This window comes from Candidatus Clostridium radicumherbarum, from assembly GCF_045310525.1.
Lineage (GTDB): Bacteria > Bacillota > Clostridia > Clostridiales > Clostridiaceae > Clostridium_AT > Clostridium_AT radicumherbarum.
In genome coordinates, this window is the sequence record NZ_JBJHZY010000001.1 from 907,496 (window position 1) to 933,247 (window position 25,752).

21 protein-coding genes are annotated in these 25,752 nt (G+C 32.6%); 13 read left to right on the forward strand and 8 right to left on the reverse strand.

Annotated features, from left to right (window positions below; genetic code table 11):
- Nucleotides 1-3 precede the first annotated feature (3 nt).
- From nuoL to ACJDUH_RS04450, 9 genes are all read left to right on the forward strand, one after another.
- On the forward strand, nucleotides 4-1,890 hold the full coding sequence (gene nuoL / locus ACJDUH_RS04410) for an NADH-quinone oxidoreductase subunit L (RefSeq protein WP_406763944.1): 1,887 nt from the start codon (nucleotides 4-6) through the stop codon (nucleotides 1,888-1,890).
- Nucleotides 1,890-3,386: a complex I subunit 4 family protein gene (locus ACJDUH_RS04415; protein WP_406763945.1), complete on the forward strand. Its 1,497-nt coding sequence runs from the start codon at nucleotides 1,890-1,892 to the stop codon at nucleotides 3,384-3,386. Before nuoL ends, ACJDUH_RS04415 begins: the two co-directional genes overlap by 1 nt.
- Nucleotides 3,386-4,813: an NADH-quinone oxidoreductase subunit N gene (locus ACJDUH_RS04420; RefSeq protein ID WP_406763946.1), complete on the forward strand. Its 1,428-nt coding sequence runs from the start codon at nucleotides 3,386-3,388 to the stop codon at nucleotides 4,811-4,813. Before ACJDUH_RS04415 ends, ACJDUH_RS04420 begins: the two co-directional genes overlap by 1 nt.
- A gap of 195 nt (nucleotides 4,814-5,008) precedes the next feature.
- Complete coding sequence (locus ACJDUH_RS04425; RefSeq protein WP_406763947.1) at nucleotides 5,009-5,176, forward strand: hypothetical protein; 168 nt, start codon at nucleotides 5,009-5,011, stop codon at nucleotides 5,174-5,176.
- A gap of 267 nt (nucleotides 5,177-5,443) precedes the next feature.
- Nucleotides 5,444-6,721 (forward strand): beta-N-acetylhexosaminidase, encoded by a 1,278-nt coding sequence (gene nagZ, locus ACJDUH_RS04430; RefSeq protein ID WP_406763948.1) that lies wholly within the window; start codon nucleotides 5,444-5,446, stop codon nucleotides 6,719-6,721.
- Nucleotides 6,722-6,755: 34 nt separating this feature from the next.
- Nucleotides 6,756-7,934, forward strand: a complete 1,179-nt coding sequence (locus ACJDUH_RS04435) for an MFS transporter (RefSeq protein ID WP_406763949.1) — start codon at nucleotides 6,756-6,758, stop codon at nucleotides 7,932-7,934.
- A 260-nt stretch (nucleotides 7,935-8,194) separates the two neighbouring features.
- Complete coding sequence (locus ACJDUH_RS04440) at nucleotides 8,195-8,677, forward strand: DUF2975 domain-containing protein (protein WP_406763950.1); 483 nt, start codon at nucleotides 8,195-8,197, stop codon at nucleotides 8,675-8,677.
- 83 nt (nucleotides 8,678-8,760) lie between these two features.
- Nucleotides 8,761-8,973: a helix-turn-helix domain-containing protein gene (locus ACJDUH_RS04445; RefSeq protein ID WP_406763951.1), complete on the forward strand. Its 213-nt coding sequence runs from the start codon at nucleotides 8,761-8,763 to the stop codon at nucleotides 8,971-8,973.
- 109 nt (nucleotides 8,974-9,082) lie between these two features.
- On the forward strand, nucleotides 9,083-10,570 hold the full coding sequence (locus ACJDUH_RS04450) for a DUF4153 domain-containing protein (protein WP_406763952.1): 1,488 nt from the start codon (nucleotides 9,083-9,085) through the stop codon (nucleotides 10,568-10,570).
- 33 nt (nucleotides 10,571-10,603) lie between these two features.
- On the opposite strand, the gene ACJDUH_RS04455 is transcribed toward ACJDUH_RS04450, so the two are convergent.
- The 8 genes from ACJDUH_RS04455 to ACJDUH_RS04490 all read right to left on the reverse strand — a co-directional run bounded on the left by ACJDUH_RS04455 (nucleotide 10,604) and on the right by ACJDUH_RS04490 (nucleotide 20,358).
- A complete protein-coding gene (locus tag ACJDUH_RS04455; protein WP_406763953.1) occupies nucleotides 10,604-11,698 on the reverse strand; it encodes an ABC transporter permease subunit in 1,095 nt (364 codons plus the stop codon).
- 4 nt (nucleotides 11,699-11,702) lie between these two features.
- Nucleotides 11,703-12,737, reverse strand: a complete 1,035-nt coding sequence (locus ACJDUH_RS04460; RefSeq protein WP_406763954.1) for an ABC transporter permease subunit — start codon at nucleotides 12,735-12,737, stop codon at nucleotides 11,703-11,705.
- The gene (locus ACJDUH_RS04465) at nucleotides 12,724-14,355 is read right to left on the reverse strand and encodes a sugar ABC transporter ATP-binding protein (protein ID WP_406763955.1); all 1,632 of its coding nucleotides are present in this window, start codon (nucleotides 14,353-14,355) and stop codon (nucleotides 12,724-12,726) included. The genes ACJDUH_RS04460 and ACJDUH_RS04465 overlap by 14 nt, the downstream gene beginning before the upstream one ends.
- Nucleotides 14,356-14,438: 83 nt before the next feature.
- Nucleotides 14,439-15,662, reverse strand: coding sequence for a DUF3798 domain-containing protein (locus ACJDUH_RS04470; protein WP_406763956.1), 1,224 nt, complete (start codon nucleotides 15,660-15,662; stop codon nucleotides 14,439-14,441).
- Nucleotides 15,663-16,059: 397 nt separating this feature from the next.
- Nucleotides 16,060-16,701 (reverse strand): response regulator, encoded by a 642-nt coding sequence (locus ACJDUH_RS04475; protein WP_406765010.1) that lies wholly within the window; start codon nucleotides 16,699-16,701, stop codon nucleotides 16,060-16,062.
- Nucleotides 16,702-16,733: 32 nt separating this feature from the next.
- Nucleotides 16,734-18,104, reverse strand: coding sequence for a sensor histidine kinase (locus ACJDUH_RS04480; RefSeq protein ID WP_406763957.1), 1,371 nt, complete (start codon nucleotides 18,102-18,104; stop codon nucleotides 16,734-16,736).
- Nucleotides 18,105-18,138: 34 nt separating this feature from the next.
- A complete protein-coding gene (locus ACJDUH_RS04485; protein ID WP_406763958.1) occupies nucleotides 18,139-18,738 on the reverse strand; it encodes a DUF6305 family protein in 600 nt (199 codons plus the stop codon).
- 18 nt (nucleotides 18,739-18,756) lie between these two features.
- Nucleotides 18,757-20,358: an ABC transporter substrate-binding protein gene (locus tag ACJDUH_RS04490; protein WP_406763959.1), complete on the reverse strand. Its 1,602-nt coding sequence runs from the start codon at nucleotides 20,356-20,358 to the stop codon at nucleotides 18,757-18,759.
- A 255-nt stretch (nucleotides 20,359-20,613) separates the two neighbouring features.
- Between ACJDUH_RS04490 and ACJDUH_RS04495 the strand changes: the two genes are divergently transcribed.
- The 4 genes from ACJDUH_RS04495 (at nucleotide 20,614) to ACJDUH_RS04510 (ending at nucleotide 25,731) form a co-directional block, all read left to right on the forward strand.
- On the forward strand, nucleotides 20,614-21,585 hold the full coding sequence (locus tag ACJDUH_RS04495; RefSeq protein WP_406763960.1) for a 2-hydroxyacid dehydrogenase: 972 nt from the start codon (nucleotides 20,614-20,616) through the stop codon (nucleotides 21,583-21,585).
- A gap of 44 nt (nucleotides 21,586-21,629) precedes the next feature.
- Nucleotides 21,630-22,424, forward strand: a complete 795-nt coding sequence (locus tag ACJDUH_RS04500) for an EFR1 family ferrodoxin (protein WP_406763961.1) — start codon at nucleotides 21,630-21,632, stop codon at nucleotides 22,422-22,424.
- A 96-nt stretch (nucleotides 22,425-22,520) separates the two neighbouring features.
- Nucleotides 22,521-24,500 carry a sigma-54-dependent Fis family transcriptional regulator gene (locus ACJDUH_RS04505; protein WP_406763962.1) on the forward strand — a complete coding sequence of 660 codons (1,980 nt, stop codon included), beginning with the start codon at nucleotides 22,521-22,523 and terminating at the stop codon, nucleotides 24,498-24,500.
- Between the two features lie 157 nt (nucleotides 24,501-24,657).
- Nucleotides 24,658-25,731, forward strand: coding sequence for a 2,3-butanediol dehydrogenase (locus ACJDUH_RS04510; protein ID WP_406763963.1), 1,074 nt, complete (start codon nucleotides 24,658-24,660; stop codon nucleotides 25,729-25,731).
- Nucleotides 25,732-25,752 lie beyond the last annotated feature (21 nt).

Consider the following 25,752-nt stretch of genomic DNA (forward strand, 5'->3'; position numbering starts at 1 on the left):
TTAATGGCTCTTAATGCGTTGCTTTTAACACTTTTACCGCTTATATCCTTTGTAGTAATTGTGTTCATTACTAAAAAGCAAAAAATGGTCAGCGCTATTATAGCATTAGCAGCGATAGCAGCTTCTGCTATTCTATCTATAAACATATTTATTAATGTGCTTAAAGATAAAACCCCAAAGGAGTTTTCTGTGGATTGGCTTAACATTCCTTCCATTGGATCTTTTAAGGGACTTCATATACAGATGGGTATTCTTATTGACCCACTTTCAGCTTTAATGCTTGTTATTGTAACTTTTATAGCTACGTTAGTAATACTCTATTCATTAGGATATATGAAAGGTGATACAAGTTTTTCTAGATATTTTGCATATATCTCACTTTTCGTATTTTCAATGCTTGTTTTAGTAATAGCAAATAACTATTTCCAGATGTTCGTTGGCTGGGAATTAGTTGGACTTTGCTCCTATCTATTAATTGGCTTCTGGTTCCACAAACCATCAGCTGCAGATGCCAGTAAAAAGGCTTTTATAACAAATAGATGGGCAGACTTTGGATTTATGATGGGTATCATCTTATTATTTGTTCATTTTGGTACCTTTAACTTCGGAGAATTAGCGACATTAATACCTGGTTCTAAAGGAGCAGGAATAGCAATTATAGCAGCACTTGTATTTATTGGACCTGTTGGTAAATCTGCTCAATTTCCATTACATGTATGGCTTCCTGATGCAATGGAAGGCCCAACCCCAGTAAGTGCTCTTATCCACGCAGCAACAATGGTTGCAGCAGGCGTTTACTTAATAGCTAGAGGATACATTCTATTTGAAAGCGTTCCACAAGTTTTAACAGCTATGGCTTATATAGGAGGCTTCACAGCAATATTTGCAGCTTCAATAGCACTTGTACAAAAGGATATTAAAAGAATACTTGCCTTTTCTACATTAAGTCAGCTTGGCTATATGGTTATGGCAATGGGAGTGGGTAGTCTTTCAGCTAGTATGTTCCACTTAACTACTCATGCATTTTTCAAGGCATTATTATTCTTAGGTTCAGGTAGTGTAATTCATGCAATAGAAGAACAGGATATTTTTAAGATGGGAAATCTTAAAGAAAAAATGCCTATTACAACATGGACCTTTGTTATAGGGTCACTTGCATTAGCTGGTATATTCCCGCTAGCAGGTTTTTGGAGTAAGGATGAAATTTTAAGTGCAGCTTTAAGCAGTGGTCATACAGGTCTTTATGTTATAGGAACTATAGTTGCCTTTATGACTGCTTTCTACATGTTTAGATTAATATTTATAGCATTCTTTGGTAAAAAACGTTCTGATATACATGCTCACGAATCAAGCTGGGTTATGACACTTCCACTTATAATACTTGCTGTTTTATCAGTAGTTTCAGGTTTTGTTAATTCTAGCTGGTTCTATAACAGCTTTGGACAAAGCTTTAGTACACTAATATTCTTTAAGGAAGCAGAAGTACCTCACGTAAACATGGCAGTAGCAGGAATATCAACAATAGCTGCGCTGGCAGGAATACTGACGGCTTACCTTATTTATATTAAAAATGCTGTAAATACAGAAAAACTCGCAAAAAAATATCATGGTCTATATAATCTTCTTTATAATAAGTTTTATATTGATGAAATATATGGCTGGGTATTTAACAGCATAATGTTGGCAGCTGGAAAAGTATTTGACTGGATAGACCATAAGGTTATAGATGGAATCTTCGATGGATTTGCAAGACTTTTGGGATATACAGGAAAGAAGACACGTGTAATGCAGACTGGATATTTACAAAGCTATGCTTTAGTAATATTTACAGCAGTGGTTATAATAGTAATAGTTATGTCCACTCCTTTATTAGGAGGTGTGTTTAAATAATGGGATTTCATATATTGTTTCTTATATTTTTAGCTCCAATTATTGGTGCAATCCTCTTATTATTTGTACCTGAAAAAAATGATAAATATGTTAAGGTAATAGCAGCTATAGCTGCATCCGTTGCTTTAATTTTGTCACTTGTAGCTTATTTTAATTACGATAAGGCAGCAGGGGGAATGCAGTTTGTTGAGAGTTATTCTTGGGTTAAAAGCTATGGAATAAACTTTATACTTGGTGTAGATGGCTTAAGTATGCCAATGGTACTATTAACTGCAATAATATTATTCAGTGGAGTATTTGTATCTTGGAAACTTGATAAAAGAGTTAAGGAATTCTTCTTTTATATGCTTGTACTTGTAGGTGGAGTATTTGGTGTATTTATGACAGGTGACCTATTCTTAATGTTCTTATTTATGGAAATGGCAGTAATTCCAAAGTTTATTCTTATAAATGTTTGGGGAAGTAAGAACAAAGAATATTCAGCTATGAAATATACACTATATTTACTTGGCGGAAGTGCTGTTGCATTAATAGGTGTAGTAGCAGTTTATGCTTATGCAGGAAGCCAAACTGGAACATATACAATGGATTTAGCAGCTCTTTCAGCTGTAAAATATGATGTTAATTTTCAAAAGGCTATATTCTTTATGTTAATGCTTGGTTTTGGAGTACTAGTTCCTATGTTCCCACTTCATAGATGGACACCAGATGGACACTCAGCTGCTCCAACAGCAATCAGTATGCTTCTTGCTGGTGTTATAATGAAGCTTGGAGGCTATGCATTAATACGTATTGGACTTAACTTCTTCTCACAGGGTGCACATTTTTGGGCCCCAGTAATAGCGGTACTTGCTACAATAAATGCTGTTTATATTGCCTTTGTTGCTATGGTTCAAAAGGATATAAAATATATGATTGCAAACTCATCAGTAAGTCATATGGGATATGTGCTTATAGGTATTGCTTCATATAATGCAGCATCACTTAACGGAGCAGCAGCTCAGATGTTTGCACATGGTATCATGGCAGCACTATTCTTTACATTAATAGGTAATTTATATGAAAAATCACATACTAGGATGATTGCTGATTTTGGAGGACTTGCTCATCAAATGCCAATACTAGCTTCAGCTTTCATGATTACTGGACTTGCATCACTAGGTCTTCCTGGCACCTTCAACTTCATAGCTGAGTTTTCAGTTTTCGTAGGAGCTATACAGGTTTACCCAGTGTTAGCTGTTATATCAATATTTGCTATAGTAATAACTGCTATATATGTTTTAAGAGTTATTCAGCAGGTATTCTTTGGTCCACGCAATGCTAAATGGGATCATTTAGAGGATGCAAAAGGTGTAGAGTTAATTCCAATTGTCCTATTAGGAAGCATTTTAATAATACTTGGATGTTTCCCAAGTCTTATTATGGACATGTTTAACAGTGGAATAGTTCCAATAGCTCAGAAATTTATTTCTTTAAGTATAGGGGGGCTGTTCTAATGAATTATAATGCAATTACGCTTGAAATTCTCGTAGCTATACTTGGCATAGTGCTTCTTGCTATAAGTCTTATATTACCCAAAGGCAAGAAAACAGTAATAGGATATATTTCTGCAGCAGCACTTCTTGTTATACTAGCTATAAGCTTTATTTATAAGCCTTCAGAAGGTATAAGCTTTATAAAAGGCATTTATGTAAGTGACAGTATTTCAACTTATTTTAAACAGATATTCATCATAGCTGCAGCATTAGTTACCTTAATGTCTGTTAGCTATGTAAAGAACCTAACAGACAGTAAAAGTGAATTCTTTGTTTTACTTATATTTGCTCTTTTAGGTATGATGGTAATGGCATCAGCTAATGATTTTATCACACTTTATATTGGTCTTGAGCTAATGTCTATTTCCTTTATAGTATTAACTGCTTATGATAAGAAGAATATTAAGTCAACAGAAGCAGGTATAAAATATGTACTTTTAAATGCAATGTCCTCTGCCGTTTTGTTATATGGTATGAGTTTAATTTATGGAATAAGCGGTTCCCCTGTATTTTCAGATATAATTGCCTTTATGAAAACAGGATCAGCTCAGCCAATAGTTGTTGTTGGAGGCATCCTTTTAATAGCCGGCTTTGGCTTTAAAATATCTGCAGTACCATTTCACATGTGGTCACCAGATATATATGAAGGAGCACCAACTCCAATTACAGCATTTTTAGCTGCAGGTTCAAAAATAGCTGCTTTTTCAGTAATGATAAAGCTATTTATGCAGATAATGCAGTATTCCTATAACACAATGGTCGTTTTAATAATTGTATTGGCAGTATTATCTATATTAGTAGGTAATATAATAGCAATTCCTCAGACTAACTTAAAGAGAATGTTAGCTTACTCAAGCATAGCTCATGCTGGATATATTTTAGTGGGTTTAGTTTCTTACACTAAGGGTGGAATAAGCGCAATGCTTTATTATTTACTGCTTTATGTCTTTGCTAATATTGGGGCCTTCGCAGCAATAACGGCCTTTACAAATCAAACTGGCAAAGAAGACATTAAAGATTTTAGTGGTATGTGGAAGCGTTCACCGTTTCTTTCTTCCATACTCTTAATTTGTTTATTATGTTTAGCAGGAATACCGCCTACAGCAGGTTTTGTTGGAAAGTTCTTCTTATTCTCAGAGGCAATTAAGCAAGATTACCTATGGCTTGCCTTATTTGCAATGTTAATGAGCGTAGTTTCAATGTACTATTACAGTATTGTAATAAGAGTAATGCTTATGAATGATGCAGAAGATCCTTCTCCAATAAAGATCCACAATTCCTTAAAGGTAGTAATGGTAGTTTGTATAATAATGATATTAGTAATGGGTTTGTTCCCTGGACCAATTTCTAATTGGACAACTACAGTTGCTAATACTTTTATAAAATAATATAAAATTTAATGATGGCAGCCAAATGACTTAGTAGTTATTTGGCTGTTTTTTTTATTTTTCCTTGACATTGAACATATGTTCGCATATAATATAAATATAGAATATTTCAATTAATAATACATAAATAAAGTAATACAACTTGAAGAGATTGAATATATATTAATATTAACTTAAGGAAAAGGGGAGTATGTTATGAGAAACAGTAATTTAAAAGGTATAGCAATGAACACAAGGGATTTAAAGGATATAGTTAATTTCTTCAGCAGTAAAGGAATGTCACCAACAGTAAAAGAATTATGCGGCAATAAGCTGGCTTGCTTGTTTTTACAGCAGTATTATAGTAGAAACATAGCCTCTTAACTGGCACATAAATATAGATATAATTAAAAATTTAGCAGCCTTAATTAATGAATGAAGGTTAAAATATAAGTAGGTCTTAGTGTGAAATCTTATGGTTTTACACTTTTTTAATTTTCATTCGTAATATATAAATAATGATAGGGTAGGTTTGAGTTAATATATATAGACATTACAAGAAATTAAGCTCATAAGGACATAATATGTATTTATAGATACTAGTATTATTTGAGCACTTGTGACTATAATCTTATTAAAGAAGGTGACAAAATGAAATTTAAAAGAATTATTATCATGACAATTTGTTTTGCTTTTTTTATATGTTCAGGCTGCAGTATAATAAAGAAACCAATACAAAATAGCAATCCAGATGGCAATAATGATTCCTCTATAAATAATAATACATCGAATACAACACCAAGTAATGAAGCAGTAGAGAATAATACTTCAGATAGTATTGAAGAACAAATAAGTAAGATGAGTTTATCAGAAAAAGTAGGCCAATTAGTTATAGCTGGAATTGATGGATATACAAATGATGAACATTCCAGCCAACTTATTGAAAAGTATAAGGTGGGAGGCTTTATACTACTGGGGCAGAATATTAAGGACACTAATCAAGCACTAGCTCTAATAAATTCCTTAAAATCCTCTAATTCAAAAAATAAAATACCTTTATTCTTGGGAATAGATGAAGAGGGCGGCGGAATAACCAGAATGCCGGCGGAATTTTCTAAATTACCAACAAACAAAGCTATAGGACAGAAAAATAATAGTAATCTTTCATATAATATTGGCGGAATATTAGGAGAGGAACTAATGGCCTTTGGACTCAATCTGGATTTTGCACCCGTGTTAGATATAAATAGCAACCCCAAAAACCCTATAATAGGAGATAGAGCTTTTGGATCAAATGTTAATATTGTTAGCACCCTTGGAATATCTACAATGAAGGGGATACAAGGTAAAAATATTGCATCAGCGGTTAAACATTTTCCGGGACATGGAGATACTTCAGTTGATTCTCATATAGGACTCCCAATTGTAAATAATGATTTAAACAGACTTAAAAATTTTGAACTTTTACCTTTTTCAAGTGCAGTAAAAAATGGAGCTGATATGGTAATGGTAGCACATATACTGCTGCCCAAAATTGACAAAGACAATCCAGCTTCTTTCTCAAAAACTGTGATTACAGATGTTTTAAGAAATTATTTAAATTATAGAGGTGTAGTAATAACCGATGATATGACCATGGGGGCCATAGTTAAAAACTATAATATTGGTGAGGCTGCAGTAAAATCTTTAATGGCTGGTACAGATATTATTTTAGTTTGTCATGATTTTGATAAAGAAACTGCTGTAATAGATGCAATAACCAAAGCTGTAGAAAATAAGGTTATTTCAGAAAAAAGTATTGATGAAAAGCTTACTCGAGTATTAAAATTAAAAAGGAAATATAATATGAATAACGATAAAGTCAGTTCTGTTGATGTGAAAGGGATAAATAAGAATATTGATAACTTACTAAAAGCTAATTTTAAATAGAAATGACTTAATATATTTACGAAAGAGGAAAAAAATGAGTTCTAAAATTCATAATGAAAAGAGTTTTATTTTATCAAAAACACTAGTATTAATTATGGCAGCTGCTGGAGGTATTGTAGTAGCAAATTTATATTATGCGCAGCCACTGCTTTCTGAAATAGCTAGAACCTTTAAGGTATCTGAAGGAAGTATTGGAATCGTTGCTATGTTGACTCAAATGGGTTATGCAACAGGTATGTTTTTTATTTTACCCTTAGGTGATATAAGAGAGAGAAGAGGACTAATTGTATTAATGCTATATTCGGCTGCTGGTGCTCTATTACTAATGTCTATGGCCTTTAATTTAAAAGTATTATTGTTTGCAGCCTTTGCAGTAGGCTTTACCTCAGTGGTTCCTCAATTAATTGTGCCACTTGCAGCTCAGCTGGCTAATCCTAGAGACAGGGGTAAAATTATTGGAACAGTAATGAGTGGACTCTTAATTGGAATATTGCTGTCACGTACCTTCAGTGGAATAATAGGGGGAGCTTTTGGCTGGAGGGTGGTATATATTATTGGCACTGCATTAATGATACTTCTTGCAACCCTTCTTAAAGTGACACTGCCAATTACTAAACCTACCTCATCAATTCCATACAGTGAGCTTATAAAATCCTTATGGGAAATACTTAAATCAGAAAAGGTGCTAAGAGAAGCTTCTATAAATGGAGCAATGATGTTTGCAACTTTTAGTGCCTTCTGGACTTCGCTTATTTTTTTATTAGAAAGTCCTGTTTACAAATTAGGCCCTCAGGCTGCAGGACTATTTGGGTTAGTAGGCGTAGGCGGTGCCTTGACTGCTCCCTTAGTTGGAAGGTTAGCTGATAAGAAAAGCCCAAGATTCACTGTTGGAATAGCAGTTGTAATATCAACTTTGGCCTATATATGTTTTTGGGCACTAGGCTTTAAAATATGGGGACTAGTCATTGGAGTAATTTTCTTAGACCTTGGAACCCAATCAGGGCTAGTTTCAAATCAATCTAGGACTCAGGCCTTAGATGCAGAAAAGAGAAATAGGATAAACACAATTTTCATGGTTTCATATTTTTTAGGAGGATCCTTAGGTTCTATATTAGGAGCCTACAACTGGGCACATTATGGGTGGACCGGAGTTTGTATTACTGGACTTATATTTCAATTGATTGCAATTATAGCGCATATAACAAGAAGATAATAACATTATTATAATAATTTTAAGAAATAAGAACCAAAAGCTTAAGAAATGAAATATATTCCTTTATTTTTCATTTCTTAAGCTTTTGGTTCTTTTCTTTTGACGCCTATTTTAATAGGGTATAGATTATCATCACGCTAAATAATATAAAGCTTTTCAATAATTATTTATCGAAGAACAATAAATAATTATTGAAAAACCTAATATATTGTAGTATGATAAAGGTACAAAATATTGGAAGAGAAAAAAGGAGTATTAAAATGAAAGAAAATAAATATGAAACTATGGGAAAATACTTAATAGTAACCTTAAACTTACTTATTACATTTGGAGTATTGGCCTTATTCGATATAATAATAAGAACCTCCGCAAAAACCATAAACACTAAGGTAATGGTAAATTGTTCCTTGTTCTTTATTGGTACAGCCTCTTTGTTATTTATTCTTATAAGCCTAAGAAAGATCTTAAAAGCTGTAATAAAGGAAGGGCCATTTAATATGTGCAATGTAAGAAACCTAAAAAATATAGCAGTGAGCTGTTTTGTTATAACAGTATGTTATTTAGTGAACTTTTTTTATAATAATCAGCTTAGCAGCTTTGCTTTAATAAATATAGATGCAAAAGGAATACATACCGATACAGAATTTTTGATTTTTTTCTTTGCAGGTTTTTTTATTCTCATACTTGCACAAATCTATAAACAAGCAGTAGAGGTTAAAGAAGAAAATGATTTTACAATATAAAGATAATATAATGAATAATCTAGAAAGAATGTAGTGTCTAGACAATTAAATTGTTTAGTACATGAATGAATATAGGAGGAAACATGGCTATAATTGTGAACTTAGATGTTATGATGGCAAAGAGAAAAATTTCCTTAAATGAACTAGCTGAAAGGGTAGGAATTACTAATGCTAATCTATCCATTTTGAAAACTGGAAAAGCAAAGGCTATAAGATTTTCCACATTAGAAGCAATCTGCAGGGAACTAGATTGTCAGCCTGGAGATATATTGGAATTTAAGGGACACGACAATTAATAATTGTTGTGTTAAAAGTCCTAAATGGACTTTTACGGGTAATCCAGTCCATGGCAATGGACGAGTAAGATTACACCGAGGGAGGAAGGAACACAAGGAGGTATAGGTAATGTTAGAAGAAGAAAAAAATATGGAACTTAATGCAAAAGAAGGTTTGTATTATATTATATTTTCTTTAATACTAGGGATAGTCTTTGATAGACTTTTTTTCAAGGTCGGCATTGGCATATCACATTTTATATTTCTTGCTTTATGTATGAGTTTTTTTATTTGGTCATTAAGAAAGAGTATAAAAATCGAGAAAAATCTAGGATGGTTTCTGCTTATTCCAATTTCTTTACTTTCCTTTAGTTATACTTTATATACAAATGTTGTATTCATGCTATTAAATCTAGTAATAATTCCATTTCTTATGGTGGTAAGCTCTATATTAATACAAAAGCCAGAATTAAAATGGGATAAATTCACCTTTATTTTCTATATGGTTAAAAAAGGTATTATAAATGTATTGGAAAGTATAGGTAGTCCATTTGCTATTATAAGAAAACTTATAGTTAGAAAAGAAAAATCAAAGAATAAGACTATCAGAAATCAAATATTAATAGGGCTTGTAATATCTGTCCCCCTTCTAATAATAATTTTAGGCCTTTTAAATAATGCTGATATGGTCTTCAGCTATTATTTAAATAATATAACAACTATATTTGATAATATTAATTTAAATAATGTACTACCTCATTTGATCTTAATTATAATAATAGCCTTTTATCTATTTGGCTATGTGTGGGGCTTTAAAAAAGAAGATAAGGATTATGAAAAGATTTTAAACCTAGAGAATATTGGAGTAGAAGCTTTAATAATAATAACTGTATTAGTAGTACTTAACGTGCTATATTTGTTATTTACAATAATTCAATTCTCCTATTTATATGGGGGAGGAAATATGGATCTTCCAGCAGGCTTTACCTATGCTGAATATGCAAGAAGAGGCTTTTTTGAATTAGCAGCTGTAACTTTTATTAACTTTATAATAGTGCTTTGCTGCTTAAAATACATGAAAAAAGAAAATAAGAAACTAGTAACCACCGGTAATATCTTATTCTCATTTTTAATATTATTTACCTTAAATATGCTTTACTCAGCGAATTTTAAATTAAGCCTATACGAAGGCAGCTATGGCTATACCTATTTAAGAGTATTCGTTCATCTCTTCATGCTGCTGCTTTTTATACTTTCAATCATTGCATTAATTGGTATTTGGTATAGAAAGCTTCCAATAGTAAAGTGTCTTATAGTAATAACGCTAATAATGTATACAGTAATAAATTATATAAATATAGATGCCTTTATAGCTAAGAAAAATATAGAAAGATATAATAATACAGGAAAAATTGATATTTCCTATTTAACTTCACTTTCCTATGAAGCCGTACCATATCTTGTAGAATTAAGAAATGCAGAGGACCCAAATATGAGAGCTGCTATTGACAAGAAATTAAATAATATGAAGGCTGAAATATTAAGGCAAAAACATCTAAGTGAATTTAACTTTAGCAGAAGCAGAGCAGAAAAGCTTATAAATGTCATTGGCAAATAAAAAGTGCCGCCAAAGAGGCGGCACTTTCTTATATTAATGATTTCCTGCCCTAAGATAGGCTCTATCCAATTCCTTATCCTTTTGCCGTTTCCAGGCGTGCAGTACCAAGGCTATGGTAACAACTCCATAGGAAACAAACATTCTAAAATACTCTCCAATCATAGCTTGACCTGTTAGGTTCTTACCTGCCATAGGCATAACTACAAACATTAAATGAAATAAGGCAGTACCTATAAAGGCATTTGGGATAGTTGCTTTACTTACAGTTGCACCACCTACCAGTAAGGCTGCAGCTGCAAATAAGGCCGCTTGGTCTGCACCGTTATAAGTATTTAGAGTACCTATATTCTGAAGATAAATAATTTGACCAAAACCTGCAATTACTGTAGAAAAAATAATTGAATGTATACGTGTTTTATCTACTTTTATGCCTGCAGTTTCTGATACAGACATGTCCTGCCCTACGGCTCTCATTTCCTGCCCAAGCTTTGTTTTTCTAAACCATACTGTAAATAGGCATATTAAAACAACAATTAAGTAGGTTCCAAGAGGAACGTTTACTCCACCAATTTTTATTAATAAAAGCTTATCAAAGCCACTTGAAACATCTAAATTAATTGCATTTCTAATGCCGTAGCCTCTTGATAAAAGCAAGGTTTTGCTCTTTATTGGTATTAAGGAACCACATATATAGAGCAGGAAGAATTGATATATACCAGAAATAAAAAAGCCAAGCATCATAGAAGTTATCATTTCACGGCCTTTTGCACGATTTAAAACGGCACCTCCAAAATAGCCAAGAAGAATAGAAATAGGGATACTTATTACCATAGCTAAAATTAGTCCTGGAGCTCCTTTAACAGCCCAATCAGTTACAAAAACAAGACCAATTTGACCTGCCATGGCACCTAGAATCATTCCAAAGTTGATTCCCATACCAGCCATAACAGGAAGCAGCAGGGATAGTACTAGGAAAGAATCTCTAGAAAGACGGGTTACTATCTCTCTAACTAAATATATTCCGCTATATTTTGAAAGTGGGATGGCAATGGCGCTAATAAATAAGAATAAAAGTGGAACAGCACTGCTTGTCAAAAACTTTTTCATGGATTGCTTATCAAATTTCATATTTCTACCTCGCTTTCCTAGTTAGTGCATATACTATTAGTCCGTTTGTTACTATAATTCTAAGTACTTCTGAAACGTCAATACTGATTGCACTATTAATTACAGAAGGTGTCATTGTAAGTACTCCTTGAAATAATAGAGTTCCTATAATTACATTTGCAATAGAGGCCTTATTAATTGAGGCACCACCCAGCAAAATGGCAGCTACAGAAGGGAATACAAAGGATAGAGGAGTATTATACATCTGTATAAAACCAAAGCTCTGCTGATAAATAATTATTCCAATAGCAGCTATTACTGTGGAAAAAACAACGGATATAGTTCTCATTTTATCTACATTTATACCCGAGGCCCTTGCAAATTCTGGGTTGGAACCTACTGCAGTTATGGCAGTACCAATTTTTGTTCTAAAGAAACCCCAAACCAAAAAACTCATAAAGGCAAATAATAATATCATACCTGTTGGAATTGTAAAATTGTTATTTATTTTTATTGCAAGAAAATCACTGATTTGATGAAACCAGTAGTTTTGAACGCTAATAGTAACACGAAGACCTTCTCCTTTAAAGCCTTGTACACTTGCAGGGTTTCTAAAGGGAAGTATAACCCAAAGTATATTCATAAAAAATACAAAAGAATATCCTACATAGGTAGCAATAATCATCTCATCGCCCTTAACTCTATTTAAGAGCTTTGCATAGCCATAACCAAGTACAGCTGCAATAACCGCTGCTATGCCAAAGGCAGCTGATATTCCCTTAAAACCTGTAAGATTATACTCTAGGCTCATTACAGCACCACAAAGTCCTGCAATTAGTCCTACAGGAATTCCAAAGTTTAAGCCGCAGCCAGACTGTATCATAGGCACCATAGCTAAAACCATAACAGCATTCATGCCAAAACGAACAATAACGTCATTTAGAGACATATCTGTCTTTACACCAAAGAAAGGTCCTGCAATAAATAGTGATATTAAGAATAAAAAGATTATAATACGAGGCCATCCGAAATTCTTTATAAAGCCTTTAACGCTGCTCATTGCTTATCTCTCCTTCGCTTAATTGATATTCCCCAGACATTAAAAGTCCAAATTCTGCAGCTTCAGCAGTAGGAGAAAGAATGCCAGAAACTTTACCTTCACTAACTATAGCAATTCTATTACATATAGACTTTAGTTCTTCAAGTTCTGAAGATACCATAACAATAGTAGTATTATTTTCAGCATTGTATCTTCTCAAGGAATTAAGTACCAGTTCCTTCGCACCAACATCAATACCTCTTGTCGGTTCTGATACAAATAGCAGAGTAGGTTCAAGTGCAAAAGCTTTTGCTAAACAAACCTTCTGCTGATTACCACCTGAAAGCTGCCGAGTATGCTGCTTGACGCTTGTACACTTTATTTCCAAGGCCTTTATATAGCTTTCAGCACATTCTCTCATAGCCTTATCATCACGCCATTTTATTAATCCACCTAAATATTTCTTAAGAAACTTATTTTGCACCTGCATAGCATTAAAGGCAATATTCCAATCAATAGGCTCGTCCAGCAGCAGACCAACACCTCTACGGTCCTCTGAAACAAAGGCTATACCACTTTCTAAGGCATTAAAGGTGGAATTAAGCGGCAGCTTTTTGCCGTTAAATATAACTTCCCCATCGGAAGGGATAATACCTATTATGCCATTTGGAACTCCAAGCTTACCTTGACCTGCTAGACCTCCTATTCCAAAGATTTCACCTCTCTTAACGCTGAAGGAAACATCCTTTACTGTTTCTCCAGGCATATCTACCCAAAGATGATTAACTTCTAATATAACATCTTTGTTATTCTCAGTTAGATCAATTGATTTTGCAGTCTCAGTTTTTCTAGTTTCAACATTTCTTCCTACCATCCATTCTGCAATTTGTCGTACATTTATTCCAATGGAGGGCTTTTCAACAACAACTACTCCATCACGTAAAACTACAATGGTATCGCAGACTGAGGTTATTTCAAAGAGTCTGTGAGAAATAAAGATAATTGAAACACCAAGGTCAGCAAGCCTTCTCATAGTTTTTAATAATATATCAGCTTCGGTTTCAGTTAATACAGCAGTAGGTTCATCTAAAATTAGAAGTTTAACTTTCTGCCTATCTATTTCTCTTGCTATTTCAATAAACTGCTTATGTCCAACAGGCATTTCAGATACGAGGGTATCTGGATTAAGTTGAACTCCTAAGGTTTCTATAGCCTTTTCAGCACTTTTTTTCATTGCCTTTATATCAAGGGTTTCAAGTTTCTTTCCTAGGATTTTTGAGATTATATTTGATTTAGTTTTTTCCATATTTAACAATATATTTTCAGTAGTGGTAAAGCCAGGTATTAAGGAAAATTCCTGGTGTACCATTCCAATTCCAGCTTCTAAAGCATCAATAGGACTTTTAAAGTTTAACTTTTCTCCATCAAAATAGATGTTTCCTTCATAGCCTCCAGTTTCTGCAATTACAGACATTCCAAAAAGAATTTTCATAAGTGTTGATTTACCAGCACCATTTTCTCCTACCAGACCAAGAATTTTACCTTTTTCTAAGGTAAAATTTATATCTTTTAAAACCTTATTACCTTCAAATTGTTTACTTACACCTTCAACTTTTAATAATACATTTTCATTTGACAATTAATTCACCTCTTAATTTAAGCAAATATGAAATAAGGTTATAAGAAACGGCCTTTTATGGCCGCTCCTTATGTGATTTAAAATTATTTTATATTATTATATTTTTCAGGAATAGTTTCTTTTGTCTGTCCAAGATAACCTTGACCAAATACATAGGTGTCTTGGTATACCATAATATGATTCTTTTTCTCAGTTCCGGTTGCTACATCAACATAAGCTGAGCCGTTCCATTTAGCACCAGGAGTATATTTTTCAAAACAAGCCATTAAATCATCAAAGGAATCCTTTTTTGCTTTTCCTTCTACTACTCTCTTACCAAATTCAGCAAGAGCAACTGTAGTTGTATAGTTAAAGGAATAAGCCCAAGTTCCCATTCTCTTAGCTCCACCTTTAGCTACAACTGTATCTTCAACCTTTTTAAGTATTGCGGGCCAATTTCCAGCTTCAGCTTTAAGATCTATACCAAAAGCACCAGGGTAACCCATAATTGGTGATGGTAGGTCTGGTTCAACAAATATAGCACCTAGAGCTGCAACTTCTTTTAATAGAGGCTCAGTTTGAGCATCGTTAGTGCAGAAGAAAGCTGTATCCTTGCCATATTTTTGTACCCATGCTGGCATATGTTCAAGTATAAACTGCTGTGCTCCTGGTATTCCAACGTCACTCATTGGGTCTGGAGCTGTTTCAAAATAGAAATTAAGTCCTAAATCTTTACAAGCCTGTTCCATAATAGCTCTTCTTCTAGATAAAAGTTCAATACTCATGTGTCTTGGGAAGGAAATGTGAACAAAGTTCTTTGCTCCCATTTTCTTAGCTGCTAGAATCATTAAGTAACCACGTTTTACGTTATCAGCATCTACAACTAAATCAGAAGCTGCTTCAATCATGTTTGTATCTTCCTGTGGGATACCAGCTAAAAGAAGTATATCAGGTCTTAATTCTCTGATTTTCTTAAAAGCTGCAACTGTTCCTGGAACTGATTGATTTACTACTATTGCCTTCATATCTGGGTCATCTGCAAGTCCTACTATCTGAGAAATGGTTGTTTCAGACTCCTGCATGAAATTATCAGGATAGGTTACGTGCTTAACTATTCCACCATTAGCTACATCGCCATATTCCTTAATAAAGGCTTCAGCGCCTCTTAGCTCGTCTTCAGACTGAGCTACAGTACCTGTAACTATTCCTATGTGGAATTTCTTGTCTGCAGGTTTCGCTGGTGTAGCATTTGTATCAGCTGCTTTTCCACAGCCAACTAAGCTAAGCACCATAATAGCTGAAAGAATTAATGATAGTGTTTTTTTCAAATTTTTCCCCTCCTAAAGATTTAATATTATAAATTTCAAAGTAATTTACTATTTGAACTTCACAAAACCTGTAGGTACAACAGGATATTGTTTGTACAAATAGCGATTTACTAATGAATTTATTTAGTTGAAAAGCTAAGCTTTTCTATACTAACAAAGAAATTATTATATTATATTTAATGACACTAAAATTATTCGAGAAAATGTAAGAGTTTCCTATTTTTATCACATATTTCTCTGTAAATAATTCAGAAAAATAAAAAAACTCCCAATATTAGAATAATTGAACTAGGTTAAATACAATTATTCTAAGTTAAGAGCTGATTAATAAAAGCTATTAAATTTGATACAATAACAAGCTTCTTTTAAAAACTATGGTAGAAATTATAAAAGATAATTAAATTTTGCTGGATGAAAGAATATATTTGTTTTTAGGCCTTCCTATTTGCCCGTAGATAGGGAGAATTTCTATAGTTTTATTTTCTACTAAATATTGAATATATCTATGTACAGTTTGATAGGCAAGATGCAGTGCCGCAGCAATTTCTTCTATGGTAAGACCTTCACTTTGTTCTTTTAGATAATCGCATATAATATTTAAAGTGGCAGGACCAATACCCTTCTCAATAAATATTATGGCCTTATCTTCAATATATTTTTGCTGTATTTCATTTATTTTTAAATTGATTTTTATTCTAGAAATCAGATCCGGGGATTTAATGGGTTTAATGGCGAAATCTGTGGCACCAACAGCCATGAATTTTTCAGCAATTTCCTGTCTTTCATCAACAGTAAGTACTAAAATTGAAATTGAACTATCTAATTGACGTATTTTCTTAACTGTTGTTAAACCATCCCAATCTGGCATATGGTAGTCAACTATGGCTAAGTTTATTCCTTTATTTTTGCATAGTTCATAGCCGTTAGCACCACTGTGGGCAATAACCGGTTCATAACCACCATGTAGACATATTTCTTTTATAGTATATTGAATATCAGGTTCATCATCTATAATAACTATTTTCTTTTTGACGGGCATTTTATTCACTTTTATCATCTCCTTGTTTTCGTCTACTCAATTAATGCTTTAAATGCAGGAAGATATATAGTAACAGAAGTTCCCTCATCTACAGCACTAATAATGTTAATTGTACCTTCATTATCCTCTATAACCTGTTTTACAAAGGAAAGTCCAAGTCCTGAGGTATTATTTGTAGAAAAGCCAATATCCCATATTCTCGGTAAATCAGCTTCCTTAATACCTATACCATTATCAGATACAAAGATGCATAGCCCATTATCAAAGGGTTTTACCTGAAATACAATATGCTTAAAAGGTTTCTTACAAGGGGTAACAATGGCATTTTCCAAAATATTAATAACTGCTCTAGCTACCCTAATTTTATTTACATATATAACAGGAAGCTCCTCTTTAATGTCTATATCAATTTTAATAGTCTCATCTTCAAGGGGCAGCTGGGCTCTTATATAACTTATTAAATCAGATGAATTTATCTTTTGCCTTGAAGTATCATAAAGAAAACTTGAAATCATCTCGTTCATTTTACTTACAGAGCCTTCGATTCTTTCACTGTATTCAATAAGCTTTGCTGTATCCTTTGAAATTGCAAGCAGGGAATTTAAGCCTTGAATTGTTACGAGAGGAGTTTTCAAATCGTGAACTAAGGACTTTATTTCCTTTTCTATTCTATTTTCAATTATTTTTGCCTTCATAGTTTGTAATTCCTTTTCATTTTCATAATTTAATTTAATAATTTTTAAATTATTTAAATAACTTCTAAATAAAGCAGAGGTAATGAAAGCTGAAAATATAAAAGGAAGAAAAAAGGCAAAGCCAGTGAAATTTAATACCGATGAAGAATGAAGGTATAGGCCAGTAAGCTTTATGCTGCTGGGAATATCACCTTCGCCAATAAAATAGCTTGAAAATAAGGGCATAATGTTTATCCACTGAAAGGCAAAAAATACTTGTATTGAAACAATAGAAATATGGAGAAAACTGTTTTTTTCATAAAAAAACTTTGCAAATATAAATAAGCTTAAAATTATAGGAAGTATAGTTGAAACTATTTCCCAGGACATATTAAAAACATAAGAGTTTAGAACCTGTAAAAAAACAATTAAAAGAAAGGTTATAATATATAAGATTGTGTTACTAAAACGAAATCTAAAGGGTGTATAAAACACTATAAGCAGGCAGCCTAAAAATAAAGCAGTATTTTGCAAGGTAAACAAAATACTGATATAAGCGCTAGCAAGCACTAATAAACCGCTGTCACCGGCATTTATGGCCCTTCTTATATTATAGATAATATTAAACCAATAAAAATTTGAAAAGAAAGGGAAAAAGAACCCGAAACAAATAAATATAATAATTCCTATAATAATAACATCATAATATTTAATATTTTTATTGTTCATAAAAAACCTCTATGTACACCCTTTAAATTTGAATCTATCTATAAGCTGAGGCAAAAGGTTCTGATAGATTATTAACCCCGTTTATAAGAGTTAAAGGAATTGAGCTTTTCTTAGCCAGTTTCGAAAGGAAACCATCATAATCAGCGTCTTTTGTTCCAATTAAATAATTACTTATAGGAACAATAAGGTTTAAGAGCTCTTCGCTTTTAATGTCGCGACGTTCCTTTCCTCCAATATATATTGATATTACTGCTAGCTTTTTTTCTGAAGCTTTTTTTAACAGCTCAGTAATGCGGCTTTTTTCATTTTCATAGCTTATGCCGCTAAGCTTTTCCCCTTGAGAGCTATAGCCTACTACAAATACAATGGAGTTTATTCCATCTAAATCTGTTGTATTTGCTTGAGGCATGAAGTAGCTGTGTATCATAAGTTTATTAGAAATATCATTAAGTATATAGGAATCTGTACTTTGTCCAGCACTGGTTATTAGAGCATATTCCTTAGCAATAGGCATAGGAAGGCTAGGGAGTAAAAGAACATTTACTTCGTTTCTTTTATTGAAATTAAATTTATAAATACCAAGAACTACTAAAATAGCAGCTAGTGTTAACAATGTAAAAGCTTTTAATTTCATTTTTATAATCCTCGACTATCATGGTTTTATATCTACTTTTTCTAGAGATTCTACTCCAGTTATGTAGGGTGAATAGCCAACTACTGATCTATTAGCTGCTAGTAATGGCATAGTGTGAGCAAGTGGAATGGAGGGCATATCAATATTTACAGCTTCTAAAAGTTTTCTATATAAATACTCTCTGAAGGCTAAATCTGTAGTTTCCCTAGCTTGATTTAAAAGCATGTCAATATCCTTGTTTTTATAGAAGGAATAATTGCTTGCCATACCAGGCTTAGCGTTATCTGAGGATAATAAAGTATAGAGAAAATTATCAGGATCTATATTATCTCCAGTCCAGCCAATTAAAGCTAATTCATGTTCACCATTTTTGATTTTGTTTAAATATTCATCCCAATTAAAGGTTTTTATTGTAACTTCAATATTTACCTTATGAAAACTAGCCTTAAGAAAATCTGCCACTTCAAGAGGTTTAGGAAAATAGTTTCTTGAAGTATTCATTACCCATAGAGTAGTTTTAAAACCATTTGGAAATCCAGCTTCTTTTAGAAGCTCCTTAGATTTTTCTATATTATATTCACTTGGTGCTATACTTTCATTAAAACCCCAAAGTACAGGTGGAATAAGTGTTTTTGCGGGTTTTGCTATATTATTAAATGCTGTCTTAATTAATTCATCTTTATTTATTGCATAGCTCATAGCACTTCTTATTAGTCTATTATCAAAGGGAGCTTTTTCGTTATTTATAGCTAAATAGCCTACATTAAAGCAGGGTCTATAATACAAACTAAGATTAGGGTCATTTTCGATTACTGAAGTGTCATCAGGTCCTAGGTTATCTGCAATAAGTATCTTTCCTTCCTTTAATTTTTCTAATCTGTCACTGCTTGAAGGAATCACTACAAATTCCACCTCATCCACCTTAGCAGGGGTATTCCAGTAATTATTATTGCGGGAAAGAATTATATTATCATTTGGCGTCCAGCTTTTAAAAGTAAATGGTCCAGTACCAATAGGATGCTTGTACACTTCCACACCGTAGGTTTTGATTGCTTCAGGGCTTTCAATAGCAAAAACAGGCATTGCAAGTGTGCTTAAAAAGGGTGCAAATGGTTTGCTAAGCTTTATTTCTACAGAATATTCAGACACTGCTTTAACACTTTTTATAAAGCCAGGAAAGCCTCCAAATACATAATTCCAATAGCTGAACTCACCATCGTGATAGGGGTTGCTGGTGTTCATCCATCTCTGAAAGTTAAATACCACAGCAGCGGCATCAAATTTAGTGTTATCATGAAATTTAATTCCTTGCCTAAGGTTAAATATCCAGCTCAGACCATCCTCGCTGGACTTCCAATTTGCTGCTAAGCTTGGTATTATTTCTTTGCCATCCTTTTCATATTTAACTAAGGTCTCAAAAATATTAACCGTAACTTTAATGGAATCCATATCTGTTGTATTAGCTGGGTCTAAGCTTAAGGAATCGCTGGCGCGGCCTATAGTGAGTCTTTTAACTTTATGCTTTTGTATATCATTAGCCTTGATGATATACATTACTAAAGAAGTGAAAAAAATTATTAAAATAAAAAGTACAAGAAATACCTTATAATGATTTTTCACTTTTTCTCTCCCCCATTTGTTCTATAACTTTAATTTTAGCTTAAAATATGTAACAAATCAAACTATTTAGAAAAATGAATAATAAAGTTTTATATTAATCATTGAGAATATTGCTTAAATATCTATTTTTAAAATAATAAGATTTTATGTTATTTAAGTGTTAAAAACATAGAGGAAGTTATCATAAGGTAGACTAAAAAACTTTTTAATTATATAATTATTTAGATAAAAGTACATAGAAAGGTCGGTAAAATTATGAGCAAACCAAAAGTATTTATAGCAGAAAAAATTCCAGAAGAAACAGAAAAATATATTGCAGAATACTGCGATTATGAAATATGGAATAAGGAAGATAAGATTCCTAGAGAAATATTATTACAAAAACTTGCAGATAAAGATGGCATAATGCTTACTGGTAATAAAATCGATGAAGAACTATTAAGTCATGCTCCAAATTTAAAAATAGTAAGTAATATTTCTGTTGGCTACAATAATTTTGATATAGAGGCTATGAAAAACAGAAAGGTTATAGGAACAAATACACCTTATGTTTTAGATGATACTGTAGCTGACTTAATATTAGGACTTATGTTATCAGCTTCTCGTAGAATTGCAGAGCTAGATAGGTATGTTAAAGATAATAAGTGGGTTAGCAGTGACGGAGAAAATCTATTTGGATTAGATGTGCATCATGCTGTACTTGGTATTATTGGAATGGGAAGAATAGGAGAGGCTGTTGCGAAAAGAGCTAAATTCGGCTTTGACATGGAAGTTATGTATTACAATAGAAGTAGAAAATTAAAAGTAGAGGAGAACTTAGGGGTACAGTATACTGACTTAAATTCATTACTTGAAAAATCCGATTTTATAGTCCTAATGACTCCCTTGACAGTGGAGACTCGCCATTTAATAGATACTGAAGAATTTAATAAAATGAAAAGTACTGCCATATTTATTAATGCATCTAGGGGACAGACTGTGAATGAGAAGGCATTAATAGAGGCCTTAGAAAACAAGAAAATCTATGCTGCAGGACTAGACGTTTTTGAGAAAGAACCAATTAATAGTGATAATAAGCTGCTTAAAATGTCAAATGTAGTTACTCTTCCACATCTTGGATCAGCTACAGAAAAGACACGTATTGATATGGCAAATATGGCAGCAGAAAACCTGGTTAAGGGAGTTATAGGTGAGATACCTAATAATATAATTTCAGAACTGAAATAATATAATATTATGGCGGGTGTATTTAAATAAAAGGGGGAAATAAAATGATATTTTATTTTACAGGTACGGGAAACTCTTTACAAGCAGCTAAAAATATAGCAAAACATAATGATGAAAAGTTAATTTCTATAGCAAAAATAATGAATGATAAAAATTCTTCCTATGATTATAATTTAGCTGAAGAGGAAAGTATAGGTTTCGTTTTTCCTATATACTCTTGGGGTCCCCCTAAGATGGTGCTGGAATTTATTAATAAGCTAAAGCTAATTAACTATAATAGTAATTATATTTATACTGTTGTAACATGTGGTGCCAATATAGGAAATACAATGAAAGTTATGATGTCTACCTTAAAGAAAAAGAATCTAATATTGGATAGTGGCTTTTCAATTGTAATGCCAAATAACTATATTATTATAGGTGATGTGGATTCTAAAAAGGCAGAAGAGAAAAAACTTTTAGAAGCAGAGGAAACCTTGAATAATATTAATGAAGTTATAAAGAAAAAAACAAAGGGAGTATTTAAAGTTAGTAAAGGATTTGTACCATTTCTATTAACAGGAGTAATAAATCCATTATTTAATAAAGGAGCAATTGATACAAAAAAGTTTTATGCAAATGATAGCTGCACAAGCTGTGGCATTTGTGAAGGAGTATGTAATTGCAATACTATTAAAGTTGACAAGAAACCTTGCTGGGGCAGTGAATGCAGTCAATGCTTAGCCTGTGTGCACCTTTGCCCTGTTAATGCGATTCAATATGGAAAAGGAACTGAGAAAAAAGGAAGATATAAAAATCCTAATATAACTGTTAATGAACTGAATAAGTTTAAGAAATAATTAACTTATGAAGTTATAAATGAATATGCACGTTTAATATGAACTAAGTGATAAAATTTCACCTAATTAAATATTTTTGTGGAAGTAGAGGTATTTATGGAAGAGTATATGCAGTTTATATTAGAAGCATGGGAAGAATTTACTGAAAAAGATAATATTAATCCAAAGGTTAAGAAGGACATTGCGGAATCCTGGAAGCGATGTAAAAGATATAAGGTTGACTACATGAGTGGTCTTGGGAATGATATATACAAGGTTCCAATAGAAACAAAGGTTAAGGAAAATGCTGAATTAATATCTACGGCTCATCCTATAATGAAAAATTTATATTCTATTGTAGCAGGATCAGGGTTTGCCATAATACTATCCGATAGAGAGGGCTATATAATAGACGTTATTGGTGATGAAGACATTATGCATCGTGCAAATGAACTGAAGTTTGTAAAGGGAGCACTCTGGACTGAAAAAGCAGTGGGTACTAATGCAATAGGTACAGCTCTTTACCTTGATAAGCCTATACAAACAATAGGAGCAGAGCATTACGGAATTAATCAGCATTCTTGGACTTGTTCGGCAGCACCAATTCACGATGAAGATGGTACAATAATTGGCTGCATTAATATGTCAGGGATTTATTATAAAGCCCATTCTCATACTTTAGGCATTGTAACCTTGGCTGCCGAGGCAATACAAAATCAACTTTCTCTACTTATTTCATATAATCTTTTAAATATTACCTTTGATTCAATTTCAGAGGGAATGATTGTTACTGATAAAAATTTCAATATACAAAGAATAAATGACAGATCAACAAGCATTTTAGGTGTAACCAAGAATGAAATACTTAGAATGAATATTTTAAATATGCTTAAGGGCATAGATTTAAATGAGATAAGAAGTAATAGCTATAGAAGCTTTAGTAATGTAGATTGTGATATTTATATAAAGGATAAAAGAATTAAATGTATTATTAACACTGTACCATTGATGGTAAATGAGAAGCTTGAAGGTGTAGTAATTACATTTATTGAAGCTAAATATGTTCATAAGCTAGTTAATAAAATGATTGGCTACAAAGCTTCCTATAGATTTGAGGATTTTATAACCGGTAATGAAGAAATGAAAAAAGTTATAGAATTTGCAAAAAAAGCATCTAAAAGTGATTGTAATATTCTTATAGAAGGTGAAAGCGGTACAGGAAAAGAACTAATTGCTCAATCTATTCATAATTACTCCAAAAGATGTGAAGGACCTTTTGTTGCCATAAACTGTGCTTCTATACCAAGAGAGCTAGTAGAAAGCGAACTATTTGGCTATGATAGAGGTGCTTTTACTGGAGCAGTAAAGGAAGGCCATCCTGGAAAATTTGAACTTGCAGACGGAGGCACTATTTTTCTAGATGAAATAGGTGAACTTCCATTAGACATACAATCAAAACTCTTAAGGGTGTTAGATAATAATAAAATTTCTAGAGTTGGCGGAACCTACGAAAAAGAATTAAATGTAAGAATAATTGGAGCCACAAATAGAAAGCTAAAAGAAGAAATAAATAAGAAAAATTTTCGTGAAGATCTTTATTATAGGCTAAATGTAATGAATATAAAAACCCTTCCTCTATACAAAAGGAAGGAAGACATTGAACTGCTTTCAAAGCACTTTGTTAGAAGTTTAAACAATAAAAATAAACAGGGAAATAAGGTTATAAGTGAAAAATACATTGAAGCCTTAAAGGAATATAATTGGCCTGGAAATGTACGTGAGCTTAGAAATACTATAGAGAGAGAATATTATCTTAGCGAAGGTAATACAATAAGTGGTAATTATTCTGAAGAAAAGACAGCTGATAAAGAGAGAGACAATTGGAATATAAGAAATAAAATTGAAGATGAAGTAGATGAAATTCTAACTTTTGATATTTTAGAAAGAAAAAGCATAGAAAAAGCCTTAAAGTACTGCAGTGGAAATATAAATAAGGCAGCTGAACTTTTAAATATAAGTCGTGCTACAATATATAGAAAAATCAAAAAATATAATATTAACAATCTATTGTATCAATATGAGAAAAATCCATTATAATATCTCAATTTGATACAAGATAAATGTATCAAATTGAGATACAAATTATGAAAAGCCTTATTTAAGGCTTTTTTATTTTGGCATGGAAATTGCTAATAGTATATGTGAATATATTAACAAGATTGATAAAAAATTATTTATACAGGAGGATTTATTTATGAAGGCAGCATTATGGTATCAAAAGAAGGACGTTAGAGTTGAAGAAATTTCAGAGCCAAAGGTAACTGCAGGATCTGTAAAAATTAAAGTAAAATGGTGCGGTATTTGTGGATCAGATTTACATGAATATTTAGCAGGACCTATTTTTATTCCAGTTGGACAACCTCATCCTCTAAGTGGTGCAACAGCTCCAGTTGTTTTAGGCCATGAGTTCTCAGGAGAAGTTGTAGAAATCGGAGAAGGAGCTTCAAAATTGAAAGTTGGAGATAGAGTAGTTGTTGAACCGATCGTAGCTTGCGGAAAATGTCCAGCTTGCAAAGAAGGAAAATATAATATTTGTTCTTCTTTAGGCTTCCATGGGCTTTGTGGAACTGGAGGCGGTTTAGCAGAGTATACAGTATTCCCAGAAGAATATGTGCATAAAATCCCTGAAAGTATGTCTTATGAACAAGCTGCTTTAATTGAGCCAATTGCAGTTGCGCTTCATTCTATAAGAATTTCTGGCTTTAAGACAGGGGATACAGCTTTAGTATTAGGTTCAGGCCCTATTGGACTTGCAACAATTGAATGCTTAAAGGCTGCAGGGGCAAGTCTTATAGTAGTACTTCAGAGAAAATCTGTTAGGCAGGAATATGCAAAAAGAGCTGGTGCAGATGTAGTTCTAGATCCTAATGAAGTTAATATAGCTGATGAAGTTAAAAAACTAACAAACGGGGTAGGTGTTAATGTATCTTTTGAAACAACAGGAGCAAAGGTTGGTTTTGATACAGGAATTAATAGTTTAAAACATGAAGGAGTTATGGTTGTAACAAGTATATGGGAGGATGAAGTAAGCTTTAATCCTAACCTATTAGTATTTTCTGAAAAGAAAATAGTAGGAACCTTAGCCTATAGACATGAATTTCCTGCAACTATTGCTCAAATGAAGGATGGAAGAATAAAGGCAGAGGGATACATTACAAAGAGAATAGCACTTGAGGATATTGTTGAAGAAGGCTTTGGAGCCTTAACTGGACCAGAAAAGAAGAAACATGTAAAAATAATTGTTACTCCAGATAAGAGTCTTTTATAATATTTAAAATCTAAGCAAGGT